The 8,387-nt window shown below is 75.8% G+C and carries 8 protein-coding genes; all 8 read left to right on the top strand.

Annotated features, from left to right (window positions below):
- The first annotated feature begins 216 nt into the window (after window positions 1–216).
- The gene (locus AB0L40_RS24885) at window positions 217–1,881 is read left to right on the top strand and encodes an AMP-binding protein (RefSeq protein ID WP_364361012.1); all 1,665 of its coding nucleotides are present in this window, start codon (window positions 217–219) and stop codon (window positions 1,879–1,881) included.
- A 130-nt stretch (window positions 1,882–2,011) separates the two neighbouring features.
- Window positions 2,012–3,289 carry a polysaccharide deacetylase family protein gene (locus tag AB0L40_RS24880; RefSeq protein ID WP_364361010.1) on the top strand — a complete coding sequence of 426 codons (1,278 nt, stop codon included), beginning with the start codon at window positions 2,012–2,014 and terminating at the stop codon, window positions 3,287–3,289.
- Between the two features lie 43 nt (window positions 3,290–3,332).
- On the top strand, window positions 3,333–3,878 hold the full coding sequence (locus AB0L40_RS24875; protein WP_364361008.1) for a DUF177 domain-containing protein: 546 nt from the start codon (window positions 3,333–3,335) through the stop codon (window positions 3,876–3,878).
- A 129-nt stretch (window positions 3,879–4,007) separates the two neighbouring features.
- Window positions 4,008–4,199: a 50S ribosomal protein L32 gene (gene rpmF / locus AB0L40_RS24870; RefSeq protein WP_364361006.1), complete on the top strand. Its 192-nt coding sequence runs from the start codon at window positions 4,008–4,010 to the stop codon at window positions 4,197–4,199.
- Between the two features lie 40 nt (window positions 4,200–4,239).
- On the top strand, window positions 4,240–5,340 hold the full coding sequence (plsX, locus tag AB0L40_RS24865) for a phosphate acyltransferase PlsX (protein ID WP_364361003.1): 1,101 nt from the start codon (window positions 4,240–4,242) through the stop codon (window positions 5,338–5,340).
- 12 nt (window positions 5,341–5,352) lie between these two features.
- Window positions 5,353–5,604, top strand: a complete 252-nt coding sequence (locus AB0L40_RS24860) for an acyl carrier protein (protein ID WP_364361001.1) — start codon at window positions 5,353–5,355, stop codon at window positions 5,602–5,604.
- A gap of 6 nt (window positions 5,605–5,610) precedes the next feature.
- On the top strand, window positions 5,611–6,300 hold the full coding sequence (locus AB0L40_RS24855) for a ribonuclease III domain-containing protein (protein ID WP_364360999.1): 690 nt from the start codon (window positions 5,611–5,613) through the stop codon (window positions 6,298–6,300).
- A 21-nt stretch (window positions 6,301–6,321) separates the two neighbouring features.
- The coding region (locus AB0L40_RS24850) for an AAA family ATPase (RefSeq protein WP_364360997.1) at window positions 6,322–8,387 on the top strand (2,066 nt) is incomplete at its 3' end.

The following is an 8,387-nucleotide window of genomic DNA, read 5'->3' as shown; positions in this document are numbered from 1 at the left end:
CCCAACCCGCCCCTCTCCCTACGTCCGCGGCCCGCGCCCCCCGCTCGGGGGGCGCCGTCCCGCGGGCCGGCGCCGACCACGAGCCGGTCGGCGACGACGTCGCAGCCGTACTGCTCGAACCAGGCGGACACGCCCCGGACGCTAGCCGACGAGCCGCCGTACGCCCCGTGGTGACGCCGCCGTCACCGATTCCGTACTGCGGGTAGCATTCGCCCCATGCCGCTCGCCGCCCCGCTGGAGAAGGTCGCGACCCGCGCGGGGGACACCGCGTTCCTCCTGCGGCAGCTGGTCGCCGCCGGCGTCGTCGGGCCGATGCGCCCGCGCGTCGTGGCCGACGTCCTGAAGGGCCTGCACGAGTTCGGGCCGACCCCGGCGGCCGGGTACACGATGAACGCCGCCCGCCGCCCGGACCACACGGCGCTGATCGACGACTTCGGGTCCCTGACCTTCCGCGAGGTGCACGAGCGCAGCAACGCGCTCGCGCACCAACTGCGGGCGATCGGGGTCCGGGAGGGCGACGCGCTGGCGATCATGTGCCGCAACCACCGCGGCTTCGTCGAGACGATCGTCGCCGCGAGCAAGCTCGGCGTCCACCAGCTGCTGCTCAACACGATGTTCAGCGGTCCGCAGCTGCGGGACGTCCTGGAGCGCGAGCGCCCCGTCGTCGCCGTCTACGACCAGGAGTTCCGCGGGCTCGTCGCCGGCGACGACGGCTGGGCGGGCACCGACGGCGCGCTGAAGCACGTCGTGTGGGCCGACCCGGATCTGGCGGCCGCGGACCTCGGCGACGTCCCGCGGGCGGAGGACCTGATCGCGGCCGGCGACCGCTCCGCGCTGGAGCCGCCCACCGAGATGGGGCGGATGGTGATCCTCACGTCGGGCACCACCGGGACGCCGAAGGGCGCGGCGCGCCAGCAGCCCAAGGGCCTCGGCCCCGCCGCGCAGATCCTCTCGCGCATGCCGCTGCGCTCCGAGGAGCGGACGATGCTCGCCGCCCCGATGTTCCACTCGTGGGGCTACCTGCACTTCACGATGGGCTTCGCGCTCGGGTCGACGCTCGTGATGCAGCGGAAGTTCACCCCCGAGGGCACGCTGCGGGCGATCGCGGCGCACCGTTGTCAGGTGCTGCCGGTCGTCCCCGTGATGCTCCAGCGGATCCTCGAGCTGCCCGACGAGACGCTGGCGAAGCACGACCTCTCGAGCCTGCGGATCGTCGCCCTGTCGGGCTCCGCGCTGCCGGGCGAGCTCGCGATCCGCGCGATGGACCGCCTCGGCGACGTCCTCTACAACCTCTACGGCTCGACCGAGGTCGGGTGGGCGACGATCGCCACCCCCGAGGACCTGCGCTCCGCGCCGGGCACGGCCGGCAAGGCCCCGCGCGGGACGGCCGTCCGGATCTACGACGAGGACGGCCGGCAGCTGACCGCCCCGGGCGCCGTCGGCCGGATCTTCGTCGGCAACGACATGAAGTTCGACGGCTACACCGGCGGCGGGGGCAAGGACGTCATCGACGGGCTGCTGTCGTCGGGCGACGTCGGGCACTTCGACCCCGAGGGCCGGCTGTTCGTCGACGGCCGCGACGACGACATGATCGTCTCGGGCGGCGAGAACGTCTTCCCGCGCGAGGTCGAGGACCTCATCGCGGACATGCCCGAGGTCACCGAGGTCACGGTCTTCGGGGTCCCCGACGAGCGCTGGGGCGAGGTGCTGCGCGCCGTCGTCGTGCTCGCCGACGGCGCCGAGCTGCCGGTGGACGTCCTCAAGGCCCGCGTGAAGGAGCACCTCGCGAGCTTCAAGGTCCCGCGCGACGTGGTCTTCATCGACCGGCTCCCGCGCAACGCGACGGGCAAGGTCCTCAAGAGGGAGCTGCGCACGGCCTGAGGGCGGCCCGGTCCGCACCGGCGCGGGGCCTCCCGCGTCCCGACGCGCTCCTCACGGCAGGACACCGCCGGCCCGAGCGGCACGGCGCCACCCGCCGCGGACCGCGTCCGCGGCGCCCTACGATCGGCGGATGCTGCGTGTGCGCCCGACGGCGGTGGCGGTCCTCCTGGCGGGGGCGGGGGTCCTGTCCGTGCCGGTCGCGGCGGGCGCCGCCGCCGGCGCGGGACCGGGCCGCCCCGCCACGCCCGACCGGCCGGCGACCGTCCGCGCCACGCCACCGCGGACCGCCCCGGCCCCGGAGACCGTGGTCGCCGACGGCCGCGACGCGGGCCCCCTCGACGTCCGCCGCACGTCGCTCGTGCAGGACGGCCCCGACCTGCGCTGGTCCCTGCGCACCGGCGAGCGCTGGGACGCCGCGCGGCTGCAGGGCGGCGCGGGACGGCGGATCTGCCTGTCGACGTCGCGGCACGGCCGGGAGGCCCACCGAGCCTGCGTCGTGCGGAAGGGCTCCGGGCTGGCGCTGCGCGCGACCGACATCGGGGACGACGGTCAGCCGGTCGGCTGGCGGGCGAGCACGGCCGCCATCTCCCGTCCCGGCCGCACGGGGCTGGAGGTCGTCGGCGCGCCCGCGGACCTCGTCGGCCGTGAGACCGGCGTCACCCGCTGGTACGCGACGACCGCCTGGCAGGGCGGCGACGACTGCCTGGCGTCGGCACCGTGCTCGGACCGCGTGCCCGCCACCGGGTCCGCGCTCTACCACGTGCGTCGCGCCGTCCAGGCGGGGTGCGTGGCCTCCGGTCCCACGTCCGTGACCCGGGGCCCCGCGGCCCGCGGGGCCGTCGCGCTGACCTTCGACGACGGCCCGTGGACCCACACCGCCGCGTTCCTCGACGAGCTCCACCGGCTCGGCGTCCCGGCGACGTTCTTCCTGATCGGTCGCCAGGTGGCGGGCAACGAGGCGCTGCTCAGGCGGATGGTCCAGGAGGGCAACGCGGTGGGCAACCACACGTGGAGCCACGTCGACGTCGGCGGCGGAGGGAACCTGGAGCAGATCACCTCCACCAACCAGGCGATCCAGCGCGCCGTCGGCTTCGCCCCCTGCCTCTTCCGCCCGCCGGGAGGCGCCCGCGGATCGGCGCTGGACGGTGAGCTCTCGTCGCTCGGCATGCTCGACGTCACCTGGACGATCGACACCGACGACTGGCAACTGCCCGGGACGCCGGCCGTCGTCGCCCGCGCGTCCGCCGCGACCGCCGGATCGATCGTCCTGATGCACGACGGCGGCGGCCCGCGCGACGCCACGCTGGCCGCCCTTCCGGCGATCGTCGCGCACCTGCGGGCCAAAGGGCTGCGGCTGGTGACCGTGCCCGAGCTGCTGGGGCTGACGCCACGCTGGCAGTACCGCTGAGGGCGCACGCGACGCCGCGGCGCGCGGCGGGTACCGTAGGTCCATGGAGCCCACCGACCTGATCGACCTCTCCGGGCTGCGCATGAGCCCCGGCGAGGGGCGCCGGATGGACCTGCAGGTCCTGCTGGACGCGGTCCGCCTGAGCGAGCAGGGGTACGCCCCGGACCCGGCCCAGCAGGAGGTCCGTCTCGACATCTCCCGGATGCTCGGCGGCGGCTACGCCCTGCAGCTGCGCTTCGACACCACGATCGCCGGGCCGTGCATGCGCTGCCTGACGCCCACGAGCAGCGAGGTCGCCGTCGACGTCCGCGAGCTCGAGCAGAAGAAGCGCACGCCCGAGGAGCAGTTCGACAGCGACTACGTCAAGGGCGACGACCTGGACCTGCACCGCTGGGCCAACGACTCGTTCGTCTTCTCGCTCCCCGTCCGCGTCCTCTGCCGCGAGGACTGCCTGGGTCTCTGCCCCGAGTGCGGGATCGAGCTCAACGACCACCCCGGCCACACCCACCAGGCCGGGCCCGACCCGCGCCTGGCCGCGCTGTCGGGCATCCGCTTCGACGCGGACGGCAACATCGTCCAGGGGCCGTAGGGCCGCTCCCCGCGGGACGGGGCACGCGGCGGGACGCGGACGCCGCACCCGCCGGCGGCCGCGCCGCGCGAAAGGCCCTGCACGGGCAGCCGACGCGGGGCGGCGCAAATCCCTATTCTTGCCCGTCTTATGGCCGTACCGAAGCAGAAGCAGTCTCACGCCCGTACCGCCAAGCGCCGTGCGAACCACAAGGCTGCGCGCCCGACGGTGAACGAATGCCCGCAGTGTCACAGCGCGCGCATTCCGCACCGCGTCTGCGGCACCTGCGGCTACTACGACGGCCGCGTCGTCGTCGCGCCGAAGAGCTCGCTCGACTTCTAGGACCTTCGCGGCCGGTGACCCCGGCCGCGGTCCCAGCTCCATGACGGTCACCGTCGCGGTCGACACGACCGGGGCCGACCTCGGTCCCGCCGAGGTCGCGGAGGGCGCGAAGCTCGCCGCCGCCCGGGCCGACGTCCGCATCCGCCTCTTCGGCCCCGAGGCCGAGCTCCGCGCCGTCGTCGACGGCATCGCGGCCATCGAGGTCGTCGACGCGCCGATGTCGATCGCCAAGGCACCCGATCCGGCGCTCGCGGTCCGCTCGCACCCAGAGGCCTCGATCGTCCGCGCGATCCGCGACGTCTCCAGCGGCGACGCGGACACGTTCGTCGTCGCCGGCGCCACCGGTCCCGCCCTCGCGGCGGGGCTCATGCACGTCCGCCGGGCCCGGGGCATCCACCGGCCCGCGCTCGCGCTGCCGCTGCCGACCCTCGGCGACCCGGTCACGCTCGTCGACGTCGGCGCCAACGTCGAGGCGCGGCCCGACCACCTCGTCCAGTTCGGCTTCATGGGCGCCGCCCTGGCCCGGACGGTCCTGGGCGTGGAGCGCCCGCGCGTCGCGCTGCTCTCCAACGGCGAGGAGCCCACCAAGGGCACCCCCGACGTCGTCGAGGTCCACCGGCTGCTCAGCGAGCGGCTCGCCGGCCACCCGCACATCGAGTGGGTCGGGAACATCGAGGGCAACCTCGTCACCACCGGCGTCGCGGACGTCGTGGTCACCGACGGGTTCACGGGCAACGTCGCGCTGAAGCTCATGGAGGGCGTGTCCCAGACCGTCGTCTCCGGCGTCCGGCAGGCGGCGACGTCCAACCCGATGGCGATGCTCGGCGGCCTGCTGCTGAAGCCCGCGCTGAACCGCTTCAAGGCCTCGATCGACCCCGAGCGCTCCGGCGGCGCCTACCTGCTCGGCCTGCGCTCGCTGGGCGTCGTGCCCCACGGCCGCTTCACCCGCGAGGGCTTCGCGCGGGCGATCGTCCTGGCCGCCCAGGGGCACGAGCGGCAGGTCACCGACCTGATCCACCGGGACCTCGAGGACGCCGGCGCCCTGCGCCGTCCGCCCGCCGCGGTCGCCGCACCGGCCGGGGACGCGGTGGCCGCCGCGGCCGCGGACGCCGGATCGGGCCCCGACCGCGTCAACGGGTAGCGTTCCGGGGCCATGACCCGCGACGAGGTACTCGACATCGTGCGCCGCCACCTGGCGGAGGAGCTCGAGGTGGATCCAGCCGGCATCACCGAGGCCACCCGCCTGCGGGAGGACCTCGAGGCCGACTCGCTGGACCTCTTCACCCTCGTGCAGGAGCTCGACGACAGCCACGGCGTCGTGCTGCCCGACGACGAGGCCGCCCGCATCACCACCGTGGGCGAGGCCGCCGACGCGGTGCTGCGCCACCTGCCGGCCACGGCCTAGGACCGGGTGAGCGAGGACCTCTCCACGCGGCCGCTGCGCGAGCTGCTCGACGGCCTGCCCGAGTCGGCGCGGCGCCCGGTGCTCAGCCACTCGTCGTGGACGACGCGCCGCTCGGACTCCTACGAGCGCCTCGCGTTCCTGGGCGACAGCGTCCTCGAGCTCGCGGTCTCCACGCACCTCTTCCGGACGCTGGAGGCCGAGCGCTTCGGCGCCGGCCGCCTGACCGAGGTCCGCGCCGGCACCGTCTCCGCCGCGCCGTGCCGCCGGGTCGCCGAGCGGCTCGAGGTCCCGCGGCGGATGGCCGAGGTCGCGCCGGAGAACCTGCGCCGCCGCGTCGCCGACCTCACCCGCACCGAGCGCGTCCTCGCGTCGGTCTGCGAGGCGATCATCGGCGCCTGCTACCTCGAGTACGGCTACGCCCGCACGGCCGAGGCCGTCGTCGCCGCCTTCTCGCCGGAGCTCGAGGAGGCCCTCGACCACCCCGCGGACCACAAGAGCCGGCTGCAGGAGCGCCTGATGGCGCGCGGCCGCACGGTCGTCTACCGGGTGACCGACGAGATCGGCTCGCCGCACGACCGCACGTTCGTGGTCGAGGCCGTCGTCGGCGACGACGTCGTCGGCGCCGGGCGCGGTCGCTCGAAGAAGCTGGCCGAGCAGGAGGCCGCGCGGGAGGCGCTCGCGACCGTCGAGCCCTAGGCCGGCGCCCGCGACGAACCCATGCACCTCAAGTCGGTCACCCTGAAGGGCTTCAAGTCCTTCCCCGACCGCACGCGCCTCGAGTTCGACCCGGGCGTGTCGGTCGTCGTCGGCCCGAACGGGTCGGGCAAGAGCAACGTCACCGACGCGATCCTCTGGGCGCTGGGCGAGCAGCGGCCGCTCGCGATCCGCGGCCAGTCGATGCAGGACGTGATCTTCGGCGGCGGACGCGGTGTCCAGGCCCGCGACGCCGCCGAGGTCGAGCTCGTGCTGGACAACTCCGACGGCACCGTCGACCTGCCGGTCGCCGAGATCTCGGTCGTCCGCCGCCTCGACCGCACGGGGGGCGGTGGCTACCGGCTCAACGGCGCCTCGTGCCGCCTGACCGACGTGCAGGAGGTGCTCTCCGACACCGGCCTCGGCAAGGAGGCGCACTCCGTCATCTCGCAGGGGCGCGTCGAGGGCATCGTCACGTCGAAGCCGAAGGACCGCCGACTCCTGATCGAGGAGGCCGCCGGCCTCGGCAAGCACCGCAAGCGCCGCCGTCGTGCGCAGCTCAAGCTCGAGCGCACGCGCCAGAACCTCGACCAGGCGCTGCTCGTCGAGCAGGAGGCCCGTAAGCAGCTGGGCCCGCTGAAGCGCCAGGCCGAGGCCGCCGAGCTGCACGAGCGCCTGGAGCGCCAGACCGTCGAGGCCCGCTGGGAGCTCGTCCGCGACGGCCTGCGCGCCCGCCGCGCCCAGCTCGCTGCGGCGGAGATCGAGACGACGGCCGCCCGGGCCGAGCGGGACGACCTGCAGGGCCAGCTCGACGCCGTCGTCGCCGAGCGCCGGGAGGCCGAGGAGGCGCTGCAGCAACAGGCGCAGCGCCGCGACAAGCTGTCGTCGCGCGCCCGCCGCGTGCAGTCCGCGGCGGACCGCATCGAGGGCCGCGTCGAGCGCGTCGCCGACCGCCGGCAGGCGCTCGAGGAGCGGATCGAGCGTCGCCGCGAGTCGCTGGCCGAGCTCGCCGCCGCCGCGGCGCACGACCGCCCCGACGAGGTCGGCGCGTCGCGGATCGCGGCGCTGGAGGAGGAGCTCGAGCGGCTGGACCGCGAGCGCCAGGAGACGCTGGAGCGCGAGGTCGCCGTCCTGGAGCAGGCCCGCGTGGCCGCCGAGGGCGGCGTCGCGACCGCGCAGGCCGCCGCCGAGGAGGTTCGCGCGCAGGGCCGCGCCGCCGAGGAACGCGCCGAGGCCGTCCGCGGGCGCCGCCGCGCGCTGGAGCAGGCCGTCGAGCAGGCCCGCCGGGATGCCGCCGCGATCGGCTCGCAGCTGGCCGCCGCCAACCAGTTCCTGCGCGGCGCCGGCGGCGTCGCGGGCGGCCGCAAGGGCCCGCGCCGGCCGGGCGTCCCCGAGCCGACCTCGCTGAGCGACGGCCTGCGCGTCGACGACGGCTGCGAGCTCGCCGTCGCGGCCGCGCTGGACGGCCGGCTCGGCGCCGCCGTGGCCGCCGACCCCGCGAGCGCGCGCGAGCTGCTGGACCAGGCCGGCCGCGACGGGGTCCGGGTGCTGCTCGAGTCCGCGGGCGGCGACCCGGGGACCGAGGCCGCGCCCGGATCCGGCGCGGCCGCGGAGGACGCGGCGTCCGCGTCCGTTCCCGAGGCGTCGTCGGCGACGAGCACCGATGCCGCGCGGTCCGGCGAGCCCGATGACGCGGGTGCCGACGCCGGCCCCCCGCCGATCGACGGCGCCACCGCCCTGGCCCCGCGCGTCTCCGGCACCCCGGCCGCCGTCGCGATCGCCCGCCGCGCGCTCACCGATGCCTGGCTCGTCGACGCGCTGCCCGACACGGTCCCCTTCACGTTCACCGGGACGCTCGTCACCGCGGACGGCCACGTCTGGCGCGTCGGGGCCGGCGAGCTGCAGCGCACCCCTCAGGGCGGCGAGGAGCGCGTGCTCGCCGAGCGCAACCGCCGCGACCGGCTGGTGGGCGAGAGCGAGCAGGCCGCCCGCGCCGAGCGCGAGGCCGTCCTCGCCGTCGAGGGCCTGAAGGACACGACAGGGGTTCTTCCCCTCCCGCAGGAACGCTCTTCGCGTTCCCTGGTCCGCGA

It is taken from the genome of Patulibacter sp. NPDC049589, assembly GCF_040675535.1.
GTDB lineage: Bacteria > Actinomycetota > Thermoleophilia > Solirubrobacterales > Solirubrobacteraceae > Patulibacter.
Note: the sequence above shows the minus strand (reverse complement) of the source record. Positions and strands in the feature narration are given on the sequence as shown.